This window comes from Nocardia sp. NPDC051570, assembly GCF_044454005.1.
GTDB lineage: Bacteria > Actinomycetota > Actinomycetes > Mycobacteriales > Mycobacteriaceae > Nocardia.
On record NZ_JBITDI010000003.1, the window covers coordinates 304,032 to 318,950 of the forward strand.

Below are 14,919 nucleotides of genomic sequence, written 5' to 3' on the forward strand. Positions count from 1 at the left end.
AGCGTCCGCGCCCGCAGGCCACCGCGGTCCGAGGCGGGCCTGGCGGTCGTCCGAGTGCCGGGCCCGCTGCTGCACCACATGCTGCCCGGGGCACGGCTTTGTCCGCGCTCGGGTGCTACGGGCGAGGGTCGACCATGCGCAGTAAGCCCAGCAGGCCGTTGATTGCCTGCTCCTTGCTTTCGGACAGCGGGTCCGGGGAGAAATGCATAAGCTCGTTGCGAGTTCCGTGGGCGATTCTCAAGAGTTCCATGAACTGGTCATGATCCAGTCGCCAGCCGACCATGGCCCAGTGTTCATCCTCGGCAAGCCAGTGGACATAGTTTCCGAATGTCATGTCCGCGATCGACTTGGCGCGCTTGCGGAGGTACGGAGGAAGCGTCGGTTTGATTTGGTCCCAGAACGGTTCGAGACAGCGGCGCAGGCGGTTCTCGGCCTCCTCGATGAGGATGAAGGGTCGGGCCAGCATGCCGGACTGTTCGGTGAGGTCGGTCGCCGTCAGGATGCCGGTGACGCGCTGGCGGTCCGGGCCATAGACGAAGACGAAACCGTTGTCGTAGATGGTGCGGATCTGGTCGAGCAGCAGTGCGTCGTGGTCGATGACCGGTACGCGCACGATCGCGTCGCTCAGTGTCGGGCGGTCCTTCGCCACGTGCGCCTTGCCGATCGACTCCCAGGTGACCGCGCCGTGGTAGGCGCCGTTGTCGTCGATGACGGCGACCTGAGAGAAGTTATTGCGCGCCATGATCGTGATCGCGCGGGTCAGGTCGTCGATCGACGAGACGTATTGCAACCTCGATGGCAGGTTGTCCAGGCGGCGCGTGACCGGAACGGGTTCGGAGACGTCTTCGACCCCGCGGGTTGGGACGGCCGCGACGGTGGCCTCGTTCGGTTCTATGCCGAGCGGGACGAGCGCTACGGTGTCGCTGAGCTGTCCCTCGGTGAACGGCGGGCGAGTGGTCAGACCCTTACTGGCCAGGTCCGCCTTGATCGCCGAAACCACTGCGGCGGTCCGCCGCTCCGTGCCCCAATGTTCGAGGAAGCTGCGGATGGATAACTCGCGCGGGCTGCCCGGCGCGCGGTCGGCGGCGTCCTCGAGCAGTTCCGTTGAACTGGTCACCTCTTCGTCGTCGCCGAAGCCCGGATCCTTGTCGCCTTCGGCGAGCCGCGTGATTCGCTCGACCGCGCTGTGCCGCGCCAGCTCACACACCGTGAGCAGCGAGCCGAGGCTGGCACGCAAGTCTGACCGGATCGACTCCCACGGTACGTCGGTGCGAAGCCAGTCGACCCTGCGGACCTGACGAAAATCCTCGGGGGCGTCGGCGCGAAACTCGTACAGGCCACTCACCCGGCCGACTGCCACAAAACCCGGCCGCGTCTTGAGTCGCATCACAATCAGGTCGCCGATTGCGATTTCGTCACCGAACTTCCAGAGCTGACCGGCCCAGTTACCGACGACTGCCCGACTCTGGTCCGGATACGCATCCTTCACGGCGTCGATCAAAGCTGACCAGCTTCGGTACCGGTTGAGGTCACCCATTTCGTGCCAGCCGATTATTGCCAATCCCTCGCCGAGCGCGCGGCTTTCACGCTCACCGTTGCTACCTGCACGGACGAGCCACGCTCGAGTCTCACGTACCGATTGCACTTCTGCCGTCATGCTGCCGCGCCTCCCCACCCATGCGATTAGCGAACAGCGCTGTTTGTACCGCATGCAGGATCGGGGTGCAAGAAGCTGTGCGACAGCCACATTCGGTGACCGGCTCCGTTCTGACCGGTTCTCTGCCCTCGGTGATCGGTAGCTCGGTTGTAGAGGAGGTGGTGGCTGTAGGCCTTATCCCGCAACAGGACTGTCGTGACTCAGGTAAGCCAGCACCGTACGGGCGAATTCAGCCGAATCGTCGGCCAGATGACAGCCGCGCGTGCTTGGTTGCCGTTGCAGCAATTCGAGTCGATCGAACAGGTCGAATATCGGTTCGGTGGCGAGGTGGGCGATGTGCACCGGGTCGTGAGGGTGGCAGTCCCAGGGAGCGCGGGACGAGGTGCGCGGAGCGCCCGCGTCTCGTGGCGGCGGGATGCACGGTGTCGGTGGCGCTGCGGCATGAAATTCACAGTGCTACCGAACTGTTCGGCCGACCCGGGTGAGCTGACAGTCGAACAGGCGCATCGCTGCGCGAAGTTGCATTCGACGTGCGGGGTGGGCGAGTGTCTGGTTCGTCGGAGGACGCCGTATTCCGCGGCGCGGTTCGTATCCGATACGCCCGTTCGGGCGCGATAGTCGAGGGGCGACGATGCGTGTGGAAAGGCTTGCGTCACCTCAGGATTGGGCCTGTGCGTACCGGTCGTTGTTCGGGCTGCCTCTGATCGGGTCGATGGCGGCGGTGAATACGCCGGAGCCGTTGGGGGCGTTGGTCCTCGGCGAGTTGACGATCCGTGGTATTCCCGGGCCGGTTTTGGTGCGGGAGCGGCCGCCGCGATGCACATTTCTGGTGGTTTTCGACGGCAGGCCGGATGCGGAGTGCAGTGCTCGATTGGAGCGCAACGGTGTCAGCCTCGGTCCGAGCGGTAGCAACGTGATCCTGCCGACCGGATTCGGATGGCATACCCGGGAGGGGCGTAGGTGGGTTCGGGCGCCTCAGCTTGATCAGTCGCTGCCGTTGCTGTCGGAGGTCATTGCGGCGATCGAAGTTCTTTGATTTGGATCACCTGAACCGCTCGCGATCACGCCGACACGATGAATGGGCTGGTTCCGTCGGCCGAAGGCTGATCGCTGGTGCGATCTTGGAGCATTCCTATGGCGGTCGAACCGCGGATACAGTCGGCGGGGCGCTGCTCAAGGGGTCAGATCGTCGGGTAGCACCCTGAATGCTTTGTGCTCTGTCAGTGGGGTGACGGCCCGGAAATCTCTGCGATCGAGCGTGAGTACGCGGAGTTGCGTCAGTTGCCGAGTGGGGATGGGGACGATGCGGTCACGACGGCGCGGCTCACGTGGGATGGGCGGCAATTGCGCGCTGCAGAGTAACTGGTCAAGTCAACGGCGGTGGAGTTCGGGCCCGCCGGTGTGGCGGATACCATCCCACCCCGATTTTGCCCAGCTGACGGCCCTGTCTACACTAGACCGGTTGCCTGGGGAGCTCTGTGTCCGCACACGACCTCCGGCGACATGTACTCAACCGATCGGCCAAAGCCGGTCGGACCAGCCGAATTGCTGTAGGCCCACGATTCGCGTGTCGCAAGACAGGCGGGTGCTGCATGGGAACCGCGGCGAGAAAGGTGAGTGGTCTACCCATGACCATGACTGATCCGATCGCAGACTTTCTTACCCGTCTGCGCAACGCCAACTCGGCGTACCACGATCAGGTGAAGGCGCCGCACTCCAAGCTCAAGGCGAACATCGCCGAGATCCTGAAGCGTGAGGGCTACATCGCCGACTTCCGCGTCGAAGAGGCGCCCGTCGGCAAGACCCTGATCGTCGACCTGAAGTACGGCCAGAGCCGCGAGCGTTCGCTCGCCGGTGTGCGCCGGGTGTCCAAGCCCGGCCTTCGGGTGTACGCGAAATCCACCAACCTGCCCAAGGTGCTGGGCGGCCTCGGCGTGGCGATCATCTCCACGTCGCAGGGCCTGCTCACCGACCGTCAGGCCAAGCAGCAAGGTGTAGGCGGGGAAGTCCTCGCCTACGTCTGGTAAAGGGAGGTAGGACAATGTCGCGTATCGGCAAGAAGCCGATCCCGGTTCCCACCGGTGTCGAGGTGAGCATCGACGGCCAGAACGTCGCGGTGAAGGGCTCCAAGGGCGCCCTCGCGCACGTGGTGGCCGAGCCGATCACCGTCGCCAAGGGTGAGGACGGCCAGATCGAGGTCGTACGTCCGAACGACGAGCGCCAGAACCGCTCGCTGCACGGTCTGACCCGGACCCTGATCGCCAACATGATCCAAGGCGTGACCCAGGGTTACGAGAAGAAGATGGAAATCTTCGGCGTCGGTTACCGCGTGCAGCAGAAGGGCTCGAATCTCGAGTTCGCGCTGGGCTACAGCCACCCGGTTCCGGTCGAGGCCCCCGAGGGCATCACCTTCAAGGTCGAGACCCCCACCAAGTTCTCGGTGTCGGGTATCGACAAGCAGAAGGTCGGCCAGATCGCCGCGGTCATCCACGGCCTGCGCAAGCCCGACCCGTACAAGGGCAAGGGCATCCGGTACGAAGGCGAAGTGGTTCGCCGCAAGGTCGGAAAGACGGGTAAGTAAGCCATGGCACAAACCGAAACTCAGAAGGCCGCGCGCAAGCCGCTCGGCAAGGACGCGTCGACTCGGCGTCGTATTGCCAAGGCTCACCGGCACTTCCGTCTGCGCAAGAAGGTCGCCGGCACCGCCGAGCGTCCGCGTCTGGTCGTGTTCCGCTCCGCGCGGCACCTGCACGTCCAGCTGGTCGACGACTCGCAGGGCAAGACCCTCGCCCACGCCTCCTCGATCGAGCCCGATGTCCGGGCCGTCGACGGCGACAAGAGCGCCAAGGGCAAGAAGGTCGGCGAACTGATCGCCGCCCGCGCGAAGGCCGCCGGCGTGGAGACCGTGGTGTTCGACCGCGGTGGCCACGACTACCACGGCCGCATCGCCGCCCTGGCGGACGCTGCTCGGGAAGGCGGGTTGAAGTTCTGATGACCAACACCATGCGTATGAACGGAAGGAACGTCTGATGCCCCCGGGACGTCAACGGCACGGCGGCGGCGGCAACGGACCCGCCGGACAGAACGGAAACAGCAACAGCAACGACGGCGGTCGTGGCGAGCGTCGCGGTCGCCGCGACGATCGTCGCGAGCAGACTCAGGCCGAGAAGAATCAGCTCGAGCGCGTTGTCGCGATCAACCGCGTGTCCAAGGTCGTCAAGGGTGGTCGGCGCTTCAGCTTCACCGCCCTGGTGATCGTGGGCGACGGCAACGGTCTGGTCGGCGTCGGCTACGGCAAGGCCAAGGAAGTTCCCGCGGCCATCCAGAAGGGCGTCGAAGAGGCTCGCAAGAACTTCTTCCGCGTTCCGATGATCGGCAGCACCGTGGTCCACCCGGTTCAGGGTGAGGCCGCGGCCGGTGTGGTCATGCTGCGTCCGGCCTCGCCGGGTACCGGTGTGATCGCCGGTGGTGCCGCGCGCGCCGTGCTGGAGTGCGCCGGTATCCACGACATCCTGGCCAAGTCGCTCGGTAGCGACAACGCCATCAATGTCGTGCACGCGACGGTGGCGGCACTCAAGATGCTGCAGCGTCCGGAAGAGGTGGCCGCTCGCCGCGGTCTGCCGATCGAGGACGTTGCCCCGGCGGGCATGCTGCGTGCGCGTGCCGGACAGGGAGCCTGATATGGCACAGCTGAAGGTGACTCAGATCAAGTCCACGATCGGCGCCAAGAAGAATCAGCGGGAGTCGCTTCGCACCCTCGGCCTGCGCGGTATCCGCCAGACCGTGGTTCGCGAGGACAACTCCCAGAACCGCGGGCTGATCAACGTCGTGCGCCACCTCGTTATCGTTGAGGAGGTCAACGCATGACCATCAAGTTGCATCACCTGCGTCCGGCCCCTGGCTCCAAGACCGAGAAGACCCGTGTGGGTCGCGGTGAGGGATCCAAGGGTAAGACCGCGGGCCGCGGTACCAAGGGTACGAAGGCTCGCAAGAATGTTCCCGCCCGCTTCGAGGGTGGCCAGATGCCGATCCACATGCGGCTGCCGAAGCTGAAGGGGTTCACCAACCCCTTCCGCGTCGAGTATCAGGTCGTGAATGTGGGCGACATCGCCCGGCTGTTCCCGCAGGGCGGCACCGTCGGTAAGAACGAGCTGGTCGCGGCCGGCGCGGTGCGTAAGAACGAGTTGGTCAAGGTGCTCGGCACCGGGGAAATCGGTGTGGCCGTTCAGGTTAGCGCCGACAAGTTCTCCGGCTCCGCCAAGGAGAAGATCACCGCGGCCGGTGGCACCGCCACCGAGCTGGGCTGACACAGACCGAAGAGATAGTGATCGCCGGACGGGTGAGAGCCCGTCCGGCGTCGCTGTTAGAGTTCAATTGTTGTCTGCCACCGCCCCATGTCGTTAGCCAGGAGGATCTGTGCTTTCCGCCTTCGTGTCGGCTTTCCGGACCCCGGACTTACGGCGGAAGATTCTCTTCACGCTGGGCCTGATCGTGCTGTACCGGATCGGCGCGACGCTGCCGTCTCCCGGTGTGGATTACAAGGCGGTCCGTCACTGCATCGACGTCGTCTCCGGCGGTGATTCGGCGGGTATCTACCAGCTGATCAACCTGTTCTCCGGTGGCGCACTGCTCCAGCTGTCGGTATTCGCGATCGGCATCATGCCCTACATCACCGCGAGCATCATCATTCAGTTGCTCACGGTGGTCATCCCGCGCTTCGAGGAGCTGCGCAAGGAAGGCCAATCGGGCCAGAACAAGATGACGCAGTACACGCGTTATCTCGCTGTCGCCCTTGCGATTCTGCAGGCCACCGGCCTGGTGGCGCTGGCCGCCCGCAAGCAGCTGATGCGCGGCTGCCCCCAGGACATCCTCGCTGACACAAGCATTTTCGGCATGATCATCATCGTGCTGGTGATGACCGCCGGTGCGGCGCTGGTGATGTGGTTCGGCGAGCAGATCACCGAGCGTGGTGTCGGCAACGGCATGTCGCTGCTGATCTTCGCCGGTATCGCGGCGCGAATCCCCGGTGAGGGCAAGCAGATTCTGGACAGCAAGGGCGGATTGATCTTCGGCCTGGTCTGTTTCGCGGCCTTGCTGGTGATCGGCGCGGTGATCTTCGTCGAACAGGGCCAGCGCCGGATTCCGGTGCAGTACGCCAAGCGCGTGGTCGGCCGCAAGATGTACGGCGGCTCCTCGACCTATCTACCGTTGAAGGTCAACCAGGCCGGTGTCATCCCGGTGATCTTCGCCTCCTCGCTGTTGTATCTGCCGAATCTGGTCGCGCAGCTGACCCAGTCGAATTCGGGCTCCGGTAGCTGGTGGCAGGAGATCATCCAGAAATACCTGGTCAATCCCGGTAACCCGGCGTATATGGCGATCTACTTCGCGTTGATCGTGTTCTTCACCTACTTCTACGTCGCGATCACCTTCAATCCGGAGGAACGCGCGGACGAGATGAAGAAGTTCGGTGGTTTCATTCCGGGGTATCGTCCCGGTAAGCCGACCGCCGATTATCTCCAGTACGTCCTGAGCCGAATCACTCTGCCTGGTTCGATCTATCTGGGTCTGGTGGCCGTGCTGCCGAACCTGCTTCTGCACATCGGGGCGGCCGGCGGATCGAGCTTCCTGCCGTTCGGTGGTACGTCGGTGCTGATCGTGGTGAGTGTGGGCCTCGATACGGTCAAACAGATCGAGAGCCAATTGATGAACAGAAATTACGAAGGGTTCCTCAGGTGAGACTCGTACTGCTCGGACCGCCGGGTGCCGGCAAGGGCACGCAGGCTGAACTGCTGTCGGACAAGCTGGGTGTTCCGCACATCTCCACCGGGAACCTCTTCCGTGCGAATATCTCTCAGCAGACCCCGCTGGGCCGCGAGGCGCAGAAGTACCTGGATGCGGGCAATCTGGTGCCCAGCGATGTGACCAACCGGATGGTGGAGTCGCGCATCGCCGAGCCGGACGCCGCCAACGGTTTCGTCCTCGACGGCTATCCCCGCACGGTCGATCAGGCCGAGGCGCTGGAGACGATGCTCAAGGAGTCCAGTCTCGAACTCGCCGGCGTCGTGAGCATCACCGTGCCCGAGGACGTCGTGGTCGAGCGCATGCTGGGCCGTGGCCGCGCCGACGACAGCGAGGACGTGATCCGCAACCGCATGCGCGTCTACCGCGACGAGACCGAGCCGCTGCTCGAGCACTACGACGGCCAGGTCGTCTCGGTGGACGGCGTGGGCTCGGTCGAGGAAGTGAACGAGCGCATCCTTCGGGCGCTGGGTCGCTGACGGGAATGGTCTTCGGTCGCAAGAACAAGAAGGTCGTGCCGTTCCGCACCGCCGGTGAGCTCGACGCCATGGCCGCCGCCGGCGCGATCGTCGGCCGGACGCTGGTCGCGGTGCGTGCCGCGGCCAAGCCGGGCGTATCGACGCTGGAGCTGGACGAGGTCGCCGAGCAGACGATCCGTGAGGCCGGGGCGGTGCCCTCCTTCAAGGGGTATCACGGCTTTCCGGGGTCGATCTGCTCATCGGTGAACGACCGTGTGGTGCACGGGATTCCGTCGAAGGACGACGTCCTCGTCGAGGGCGATCTGGTCTCGATCGACTGCGGCGCGATCCTGGACGGCTGGCACGGCGATTCGGCGTGGACGTTCGGCGTCGGAACCATCATCGAGGCCGATCGGCTGCTGAGCGAGGCCACCCGGCTCTCGATGGAGGCCGGAATCGCGGCCATGCTGCCCGGTGGCCGGCTCACCGACGTCTCGCATGCGATCGAATTGGGCACGCGGGCGGCCGAGAAGGCGCACGGCCGGACCTACGGCATCGTCGACGGCTACGGCGGGCACGGGATCGGTCGGCAGATGCATATGGATCCGTTCCTGGCCAATGAGGGCGACCCCGGCCGCGGACCGAAACTGGTGGTCGGCTCGGTGCTGGCCATCGAACCGATGCTGACCCTGGGTACCACGCAGTCCCATATTCTCGACGACGACTGGACCGTGGTCACCGACGACGGCACCCGGGCCGCGCATTGGGAACATACGGTCGCGGTCACCGAGGACGGGCCGCGGATCTTGACGCTCCGCCCCGAGTAGGTCAACCCCTAGCCTGCATCACCCCTGTTCGCCCGCACCCCTTCCGGAACTCGGAAGGGGTGCGTTCGCATCTGTGGGCGCGGCGCATCGATTGTGTCAAGGGGGTTTTGGCACCTGGGGCAGATGGGCATGATTCGGGAATGACGACGGCTACGCGGGATGTGGAGACCGCCGTCCTCGACGAGGCGGCGGCACGGGAACGATTGGGACGGCATGGTGCGGCGTATCTGCCCGTGCCGCCGGATGCCCGGCGCCACATCGTGATCGCCATCGTCGCGGCGGTCGGCGCCTTCGCCGCGGCGCTCGGATTCACGTTCGGCGCGACCGTACTGGGGATCGTGGGGCTTACCGTCGCGGTGGTCTGCGGGGTTCGGGGACTGGCCGGGTGGGGCTGGTCGGGTCTGATCACGGCCCGGAACAGCGGGACTCGGCTGGATCTGTACGAGCAGGGGCTCGTCCTCACCTATCGGGGGCGGGTGCGGGTGATTCGATACGACACGACCCGGGTTCGCCGCAAGATCCTGCAGCTGACGAAGAATCCTGGGCCCGGGCAGATTTCGTACACCTATACGGTCACCGACGTCACGGGCGTGCCGGTGGTGCTGCGGCACGGGTTCGAGCGGCCGCAGCAGTGGGGTCCGGCCATCGAGCGGGCCGTGACCGAGGCGCAACTGCCGGGGATGAGTGCGGCGCTGGATGCGGGCGCACGCCTGGACTTCGACCGGTTCTGGTTGACCAGGGATGAGATCGGGGCCGGGCGGGACGCCGTGTCGTGGTCGCGGGTCGAGGAGCTCGAGGTGATCGGAGGCTGGTTGAGCGTGCAGGTCGTGGGGCGTTCGCAACCGCTGGAATCGTTGCCGGTCAGCCTGATTCCGAACTATCCGATCTTCCGTGCGCTCGTCGATCGGATGCGGATGTCGCGTCAGGAAATCGTCAACGAGGCGTGACATCGATGGATCGATCCCGGGTGCCCGACCGGCTTCGATGCGCGGCAGTGAGATCCGGTGTGGCACAAGGGATGTCGGGAAGTCGTCAAATCGGACTCCGACCCCTTCTGTCAGAGGTTCGGGGCGTGTGATCGTCGTAGCCGGTCTGGATGGAAGGGGACGGTGGTGGTGACCAAGGTCGGGGTCTCTGCGGTCGCCCCGGGTGCTGCGGCGTATCCGGCGGAGTCGCGGGTGTTGGTGCGGGCGTTGGCAGGGTTCGGGGATCTCGCGGAATTGGATTGTGGGAGTGGGCATATTCGGACGGTGGCGGCCGATGCCGGTGCGGTGGTGGGTGGGGTGTTCGGGAGCGTGGGGGATACCGCGATGGTGTTCTATCGGGAGCGGGGGAGGTTGATGTTGCGGGTGGGTGAGTCGGTGGTCGGGCTCGATGAGCCTGGGACGGAGGTGGATTGGCGAGCGGGTGCGGAGGGTGCGGCGTGGTTCCGGATTCGGCTGGGCGGCCACACGATATGGGAGCGGTCCTACGCCGGTGTCCCGGCCGACGGTGATATCGGCCGGTTCGTGTCCGAGGTATTGGGCAACGAGGTGCGGCGGGCTCGGCTGTTCGCCGGGGGACGTCGCTGATCGACGCCGGTCAGAGGCCGCTTGGGAGATTTCGCCACGAAGCGGCGTTCGCTCGGAGCGCAGCGCCCTCACGCCTCCAGAAGCAGCGTCACCGGTCCGTCGTTGATCAGGCTGATCCGCATATGCGCGCCGAAGCGTCCGGTGGCGACGGTGGCGCCCAGTTCGCGCAGCGTGGCGGCGAAACGGTCGACCAGCGGCTCGGCGATCGGGCCCGGCGCCGCCGCGGACCAGGAGGGCCGCCGCCCCTTGGCGGTGTCGGCGTAGAGGGTGAACTGGCTGACCACCAGGATGGGTGCGTTCAGATCGGCGGCGGAGCGTTCACCGTCGAGGATCCGCAGCCGGAACAGCTTGTCGGCCAAGGACTTCGCGATCGACTCCGTATCGTCGTGAGTGACGCCGACCAGGGCGAGCAGGCCGTGCGGCGCCCCCGCCACGGCCGGATCGATACTGCCGACGACCTCGTCGCCGACGCTCACCCGCGCCGACAGCACCCGCTGCACCAGTACTCGCACGATTGCCCATCCTGTCAGCTCCGCGGAAGATCATCCACCGTGCACGCCGGATGGACTGGTCACCACCAGGAGCGTGGGCGCAGCGAATTGGCCAGGTCGACAAGGGCGTAGCGCTGCAGGCGGTGGGGGCTGGTGCGGGCGATGATGCGCAGCACCGATTCCAGTCCCTCGCGCAGTCCGGCCTCGGTGTAGGGCGAGCCGAGGATCGTCGCGGCCGGATGGTCGGGGCGGCCCCCGCCGCGCAGCCAGGCCAGGGCCGCGCCCAGGACGATGGCCCGCAGCTGGAACAGTCTCGGCTCGTCGGGCAGGGTTTGTAGCCGATCGGCCGCCTCGTCCAGGTCGGCCTGGGTCATCTCGTTCGCCGGGCGTGATACCCGCAGCAGGCAGCCGGTCAGCACCGCCGCGTTGTGATGTCGCGAGGTCTCCGGGACCTGTCGCAGCGTGGCGACCGCGGCGGCGGTGTCGCCGTCGGCGGCCAGCCGTCGTGCCAGGCCGAAGGCCGCGCTGGTCACACCGCGATTGGTGCGCCATACGGCCCGGTAGTACTGCGTCGCGGCCGCGCACCAGCGTTCGAGATCCGCGGGCTCGTCGAGGGTTTGCAGCAGTAGCTCCGCGGTGGCCGCGAGCGCGAGTTGCGGCGCGATCTCGCCCGGAACCCGCGAATGGACGAGATCGAAGCGCGCATAGGCCTTGTCGAAGTTCCCGCTCACCAGCTCCGCGATCCCCGAATACCATTCGATGCGCCAATCGGTGGGGAACTCGTCGGCCAGGGCGGCCAGCCGCTCGCGGGCGGTGCCGGTCTCGCGCAGATCGAGATGCGCGCGGACCGCGGTCAGCCCGCCCTCGAGGGCGAAGGTCTCCGGTTGTTCGAGGGTGCCCGCCCGCATACCCTCGGTGCTCTGCCGCAGGGCGTCCAGGGCCAGCCGCGGATCGCCGTGCAGCAGCGGGGACAGCAGCTCCGCACTGGGATCGTCTCCGTCGATCGAGGGAACCGGAAGGGCGGCAACCACACTCGTCGCATCCAGCGCGAGCTGGCGATGCCGCCCGTCGACCAGGCCGTCGGTCTGCCGGACCAGCGTATCGACCCCGAATTCGCCGCGCGGTGCGCCGAAGGCCGAGGACACCTGCGGATATTCGCGCCCCGTCTCCTCGGCCAGCACCGCGCGCAGCACCCCGGCCAGCTGCCGGTACATCGCATACGCCGACGGAAACCGTTGCGCCGGATCGGGATCGGTCGCGCGCAGCAGCAACCGTCGATAGGCCGGATATCGCCGCAGGACGGGTTCGTCCTCGGGCAGGCCCGGCAGCTTGTGGCCGTCGCGATCGGCGGGCAGCTGCAGGGTCAGCGCCGCGAGCGTGCGGCCGACGGTATGGATATCCGAGGCCACGGTCGGTCCGGTGCGGGTGAACTCCGGCGCCTGATATCCGGGTGTGCCGTAGAGATTGCCGCCGGATTCGCGGGCCGCGACCGCGCCGAGATCGATGAGCTTGACCTCGTCCTGGCCGATCATGATGTTATCGGGTTTGAGATCGTTGTAGGCCAGCCCGAAGGAGTGTAGATAGTCCAGCGCGGGCAGTACCTCCATGATGTAGGTGATCGCCTCGGATACCGAAAGCCGTTGGGGCGCACTCAGATCCAGCATCGTCTTGAGCGATCGGCCGCCCACGTACTCCATCACGATGTACCCGGTCCGCATGCCGTCGGCGGGACGGTGCTTGACGAAGTTGAAGATGTTCACGATGCCGGGATGGGCCATCTCCGAAAGGAATTGGCGTTCGGCCAGCGCCACGATGTGAGCCTCGAAATCCATCGGATTCTGCAGACCCTTCAGCACCACCCAGCGGTCGCTGACATTGCGGTCGCGGGCCAGATAGATCCAGCCCATTCCGCCGTAGGCCAGGCAGCCCCGCACCTCGTACTGTCCGGCGACCAGATCGCCGTTGTCGAGCAGGGGCCGGAAGTTGAAGGGGGAGTCGCATTTCGCGCAGTGCCCGGAGGTCGGACCGGGCGTGCCCGCCACCGAACGGCCGACGGGTTCGAGGCATTTCCAGCAGAATCGTTTGGCCTCGGGCACCAGCGGATCGGACAGTACGGCCTCGGCCGGATCGACCGGCGCCACCCGCGGCAGTGTGACCAATCCCGCGCCGAGCCGGCGCACACTGGGCCGGGAGCGGACGCTGCTGCCCGAGCCCGGATCGCCGTCGGGGACGGTCGTCTCGCTCGGCTCCGGCGCCCAGGGCCGGTCGGAGACCGCGCGGCGGGTGGCCCAGGCCGGCGGATTACCGTTCGGCTCCGGCTCCCGCATCCGTCGAGTCGCCCAGGGCTGCGGGCGCGGGGGGTCGGATGCACTGGAGTTTTCCATCGCATCCCTCTCAGCCCCACGGTCCGGTCCGGGCCCGCATTCTCGAACCGCTCCGCGGCACGGGTGGGTGTCCGTGCCGCGGAGCGAGAAGCATCCGGCCCGGGGTACCGGGCCGGATGGGCCTTATCGCGATTCTGCCTCATCGCCCGGGCCGGACGCGGCCGGATCCGCCCGGTGCTCGTCGCGGTGCTCCATCGGACGTTCGGCGACGACCGGGAACTGGCCGGTGTAGCCCTCGCGGACCGTGGCCAGGTGCAGCACCCGGCGACGAGCCAGGAACCAGCCGCCGACCAGGGCCGGAAGCATGATCACGACCATCGCGATGACCGCGCCGCGCTGGACTTCGCTGTTGCTGAACAGCATGAGCAGGACCACTGCGGCCAGGAAGATCAGCGTCGCGATGCCGGTGTAGGGCGCGCCGATCAACCGGAACGAGGGGCGCTCGACCTTGCCGTCGCGGGCCCACTGCCAGAGCTTGAGCTGGCAGAGCACGATTCCGGCCCAGGCCGTGATGGTGCCCAGCGCCGACATGTTCAGCACGATCTCGAACGCCTTCTCCGGCACGATCGCGTTGAGGCCGACGCCGACGAGCGCGATGGTGGCGGTGGCGAGGATGCCCACATAGGGCACGCCCCGGCGGGACATCCGGGAGGCGAGGATCGGGGCGCTGCCGTTCATCGACATCGAGCGCAGGATGCGACCGGTGGAGTACAGCCCGGCGTTGAGGCTGGAGAACGCCGCGGTGAGCACGACCAGGTTCATGATCGTGCCGGCACCCTCGATGCCGAGCTTGGAGAAGAACGTGACGAACGGGCTCTCGCCGGACTTGAAGGCGGTGAAGGGCAGCAGCAGCGCGAGCAGCACCAGCGAGCCGACGTAGAACAGCGCGATGCGGGCGATGACCGAGTTGATCGCGCGCGGCATGATCTTGGCCGGATTCTCGGCCTCACCGGCGGCGGTGCCGATCAATTCGACCGCGGCGTAGGCGAAGACGACGCCCGTGGTGGACAGCACGAGCGGAACGGCGCCGTTGGGCAGCAATCCGCCATGCTCGCTGATGACGCTGAGTCCGGTGCTGGCGCCCTGAATGGTGAAGCGCCCGGCCAGGAAGATCGTGCCGATGACCAGGAAGCCGACCAGCGCGACCACCTTGATGATGGCCGCCCAGAACTCCATCTCGCCGAACCACTTGACCGACACCATGTTGATGGCCACCACCAACACCAGCGCGATCAGGGCGATGACCCACTGCGGAATGACCTGCAGTGAGCCCCAATAGTGCACGTAGGCGGCGATCGCCGTGATGTCGACGATGCCGGTCATACACCAGTGGAAGAAGTACATCCAGCCGACGCCGAAGGCCAGCTTCTCGCCGTAGAACTCGCGAGCGTAGGACACGAACGAGCCCGACGACGGGCGGTGCAGGATCAGCTCGCCCAGCGCCCGCAGGATGAAGAAGACGAACACGCCGCACACGGCGTACGCCAGGAACAGGCCGGCGCCGGCATCGTGTAGCCGACCGCCCGCGCCCAGGAACAGTCCGGTGCCGATCGCGCCGCCGATGGCGATCATCTGCAGCTGCCGGGGGCGGAGCGCCTTGTGATAGCCCGCATCCTCAGCGTGCAGGGCGTGCGCCGCGGCGTGCTCCTTTGCCGCCGGCGGTCGAACTGTCGTCATGACGATGGCCTTTCATGTGATGGCGATCATATCGACGATTAACGTACCGCTACTT

At 66.3% G+C, this 14,919-nt stretch carries 16 protein-coding genes; 12 read left to right on the top strand and 4 right to left on the bottom strand.

All coding sequences use genetic code 11. From position 1 onward, the window contains the following. Positions 1-115: 115 nt before the first annotated feature. The gene (locus ACIA76_RS08335) at positions 116-1,657 is read right to left on the bottom strand and encodes a CBS domain-containing protein (RefSeq protein ID WP_397149950.1); all 1,542 of its coding nucleotides are present in this window, start codon (positions 1,655-1,657) and stop codon (positions 116-118) included. A gap of 712 nt (positions 1,658-2,369) precedes the next feature. On the opposite strand from ACIA76_RS08335, the gene ACIA76_RS08340 reads away from it, so the two are divergent. From ACIA76_RS08340 to ACIA76_RS08395, 12 genes are all read left to right on the top strand, one after another. After that, positions 2,370-2,693 carry a hypothetical protein gene (locus ACIA76_RS08340; protein WP_397149952.1) on the top strand — a complete coding sequence of 108 codons (324 nt, stop codon included), beginning with the start codon at positions 2,370-2,372 and terminating at the stop codon, positions 2,691-2,693. A 592-nt stretch (positions 2,694-3,285) separates the two neighbouring features. Beyond that, positions 3,286-3,684, top strand: coding sequence for a 30S ribosomal protein S8 (gene rpsH / locus ACIA76_RS08345; protein ID WP_397149954.1), 399 nt, complete (start codon positions 3,286-3,288; stop codon positions 3,682-3,684). Positions 3,685-3,698: 14 nt separating this feature from the next. Further along, positions 3,699-4,238, top strand: coding sequence for a 50S ribosomal protein L6 (rplF, locus tag ACIA76_RS08350; RefSeq protein ID WP_397149956.1), 540 nt, complete (start codon positions 3,699-3,701; stop codon positions 4,236-4,238). Between the two features lie 3 nt (positions 4,239-4,241). Continuing rightward, a complete protein-coding gene (gene rplR, locus ACIA76_RS08355; protein ID WP_397149958.1) occupies positions 4,242-4,649 on the top strand; it encodes a 50S ribosomal protein L18 in 408 nt (135 codons plus the stop codon). Positions 4,650-4,686: 37 nt separating this feature from the next. Next, positions 4,687-5,337: a 30S ribosomal protein S5 gene (rpsE, locus tag ACIA76_RS08360; protein WP_397149960.1), complete on the top strand. Its 651-nt coding sequence runs from the start codon at positions 4,687-4,689 to the stop codon at positions 5,335-5,337. Position 5,338: 1 nt separating this feature from the next. Next, positions 5,339-5,524 (top strand): 50S ribosomal protein L30, encoded by a 186-nt coding sequence (gene rpmD / locus ACIA76_RS08365; protein ID WP_397149962.1) that lies wholly within the window; start codon positions 5,339-5,341, stop codon positions 5,522-5,524. Then, positions 5,521-5,964 carry a 50S ribosomal protein L15 gene (rplO, locus tag ACIA76_RS08370; RefSeq protein WP_397149964.1) on the top strand — a complete coding sequence of 148 codons (444 nt, stop codon included), beginning with the start codon at positions 5,521-5,523 and terminating at the stop codon, positions 5,962-5,964. The genes rpmD and rplO overlap by 4 nt, the downstream gene beginning before the upstream one ends. Before the next feature lie 109 nt (positions 5,965-6,073). Continuing rightward, positions 6,074-7,393 (top strand): preprotein translocase subunit SecY, encoded by a 1,320-nt coding sequence (secY, locus tag ACIA76_RS08375; RefSeq protein WP_397149967.1) that lies wholly within the window; start codon positions 6,074-6,076, stop codon positions 7,391-7,393. Continuing rightward, positions 7,390-7,935, top strand: coding sequence for an adenylate kinase (locus ACIA76_RS08380; protein WP_397149969.1), 546 nt, complete (start codon positions 7,390-7,392; stop codon positions 7,933-7,935). Before secY ends, ACIA76_RS08380 begins: the two co-directional genes overlap by 4 nt. Positions 7,936-7,940: 5 nt before the next feature. Continuing rightward, entirely contained in the window at positions 7,941-8,741 is an 801-nt protein-coding gene (gene map, locus ACIA76_RS08385) for a type I methionyl aminopeptidase (RefSeq protein WP_397149971.1), read from the top strand. A 140-nt stretch (positions 8,742-8,881) separates the two neighbouring features. Continuing rightward, on the top strand, positions 8,882-9,688 hold the full coding sequence (locus ACIA76_RS08390; protein WP_397149973.1) for a DUF6585 family protein: 807 nt from the start codon (positions 8,882-8,884) through the stop codon (positions 9,686-9,688). Between the two features lie 165 nt (positions 9,689-9,853). Then, positions 9,854-10,312 (top strand): hypothetical protein, encoded by a 459-nt coding sequence (locus ACIA76_RS08395; protein WP_397149975.1) that lies wholly within the window; start codon positions 9,854-9,856, stop codon positions 10,310-10,312. A gap of 68 nt (positions 10,313-10,380) precedes the next feature. Here ACIA76_RS08395 and dtd read toward each other — a convergent pair whose 3' ends face one another. The 3 genes from dtd to ACIA76_RS08410 all read right to left on the bottom strand — a co-directional run bounded on the left by dtd (position 10,381) and on the right by ACIA76_RS08410 (position 14,864). After that, positions 10,381-10,824, bottom strand: coding sequence for a D-aminoacyl-tRNA deacylase (dtd, locus tag ACIA76_RS08400; protein ID WP_397149977.1), 444 nt, complete (start codon positions 10,822-10,824; stop codon positions 10,381-10,383). Positions 10,825-10,883: 59 nt separating this feature from the next. Continuing rightward, positions 10,884-13,130, bottom strand: coding sequence for a tetratricopeptide repeat protein (locus tag ACIA76_RS08405; protein WP_397149979.1), 2,247 nt, complete (start codon positions 13,128-13,130; stop codon positions 10,884-10,886). A gap of 180 nt (positions 13,131-13,310) precedes the next feature. Further along, positions 13,311-14,864, bottom strand: a complete 1,554-nt coding sequence (locus ACIA76_RS08410) for an amino acid permease (protein WP_397149981.1) — start codon at positions 14,862-14,864, stop codon at positions 13,311-13,313. Positions 14,865-14,919: the final 55 nt, after the last annotated feature.

Bases quoted from the DNA above. Each gene is read 5' to 3' on its own strand.
- ACIA76_RS08335 (WP_397149950.1), bottom strand. From the start codon at position 1,657: ATGACGGCAGAAGTGCAATCGGTACGTGAGACTCGAGCGTGGCTCGTC.
- ACIA76_RS08340 (WP_397149952.1), top strand. From the start codon at position 2,370: ATGGCGGCGGTGAATACGCCGGAGCCGTTGGGGGCGTTGGTCCTCGGC.
- rpsH (WP_397149954.1), top strand. From the start codon at position 3,286: ATGACCATGACTGATCCGATCGCAGACTTTCTTACCCGTCTGCGCAAC.
- rplF (WP_397149956.1), top strand. From the start codon at position 3,699: ATGTCGCGTATCGGCAAGAAGCCGATCCCGGTTCCCACCGGTGTCGAG.
- rplR (WP_397149958.1), top strand. From the start codon at position 4,242: ATGGCACAAACCGAAACTCAGAAGGCCGCGCGCAAGCCGCTCGGCAAG.
- rpsE (WP_397149960.1), top strand. From the start codon at position 4,687: ATGCCCCCGGGACGTCAACGGCACGGCGGCGGCGGCAACGGACCCGCC.
- rpmD (WP_397149962.1), top strand. From the start codon at position 5,339: ATGGCACAGCTGAAGGTGACTCAGATCAAGTCCACGATCGGCGCCAAG.
- rplO (WP_397149964.1), top strand. From the start codon at position 5,521: ATGACCATCAAGTTGCATCACCTGCGTCCGGCCCCTGGCTCCAAGACC.
- map (WP_397149971.1), top strand. From the start codon at position 7,941: ATGGTCTTCGGTCGCAAGAACAAGAAGGTCGTGCCGTTCCGCACCGCC.
- ACIA76_RS08390 (WP_397149973.1), top strand. From the start codon at position 8,882: ATGACGACGGCTACGCGGGATGTGGAGACCGCCGTCCTCGACGAGGCG.
- ACIA76_RS08405 (WP_397149979.1), bottom strand. From the start codon at position 13,130: ATGCGGGAGCCGGAGCCGAACGGTAATCCGCCGGCCTGGGCCACCCGC.
- ACIA76_RS08410 (WP_397149981.1), bottom strand. From the start codon at position 14,864: ATGACGACAGTTCGACCGCCGGCGGCAAAGGAGCACGCCGCGGCGCAC.